2 protein-coding genes are annotated in these 1,106 nt (G+C 50.7%); both read left to right on the forward strand.

Annotation, left to right across the window (positions count from 1 at the left end; genetic code table 11):
* The coding region (locus AC1DWB_RS35830; protein WP_477545820.1) for an AraC family transcriptional regulator at positions 1-660 on the forward strand (660 nt) is incomplete at its 5' end.
* 103 nt (positions 661-763) lie between these two features.
* The coding region (locus AC1DWB_RS35835) for a hypothetical protein (RefSeq protein ID WP_477545821.1) at positions 764-1,106 on the forward strand (343 nt) is incomplete at its 3' end.

Below are 1,106 nucleotides of genomic sequence, written 5' to 3' on the forward strand. Positions count from 1 at the left end.
GTGCATTGCGGCGGGGCGATGGGCGATTCGACCTTCCTCGTCTATGCGGTCGGGTTTCGTTTCGAGCAGATGGGCGAACTTGAGCGAGGGTACTACAAATTGGGCGTTGAGCGGATCACGAGCGATACAGACGAAAGCGTGAGGCCGTACTTCGACCGGATTATGACAGAAATCGCAACGAATGCTTCTTACGCGCATCTTATGGTGCAGTCGTATATGACTGCGATCGTCACGATGATCTTGCGCATCTACGAGAGACAACACGATATGACGAAAGAGGCAACGAAATCGTTGACGCCGGAAATGATCCATGTGCTCGGCCTGGTGCATTCGGAAGTGAACTATGCAGGCAAAGTCGACGCAATTGCAGCAAGGATTAATATGAGTAGAGCCCATCTCGATCGCGAATTCAAGCGACAGATGGGCGTTGCGCTCGGCGAGTATGTGCGGGGCGTATGGGTGGAGCGAGCGAAGCAGCTGCTCAGGCAGTCGGATGATTCGATCACCCATATTGCGGAAACGCTGCAATTCGATTCGCTGCAGGCATTCTGCATGTTTTTCAAACGCCACGCAGGCTTGTCTCCACAACAGTTCAAGAAACGAATCGCCAACAGGCATACGGCAGCCTCCGATGACCGATCTCCTGCACCCTCAAGATGAGGAAAAACGTGAAATAGAGCATGAATTCCGCTACTGTCTCCTTCTCCCACCCTTCTTATAATATGGAGTATAAAGCTCCTATTACGGAAAGGGGAACCCACCTATGCCATCTTATTTCAGTTCTGAAGCAGCGTTGAAAAAGTTGAAGTTGTTTTTCTCATTGGAGTTCGATTTGATCCGTCATACGATTGGATATTGCCCGCTCATTCCGAAGTATTTCGATAAGTGCACATTCGTTCGTCATATTTATGAAGATTTGAAACGCTGTCGGATGTTACGAGAGCGCATTCAGGATTTCGGCATCGCTCAGCCTGAGAAGCAGCTCAACCAGGCTTGGACGAATCTCGTACGTCATCTCATGAGCGCCGCGGATGCCGATTACTTCCTCGCTGCTGTCTACCGGGTCGTGAAGGTCGAACAAGTCGCCGCTTACACAGCATATGTCC

This window comes from Paenibacillus sp. P4_E11 (assembly GCF_056401635.1).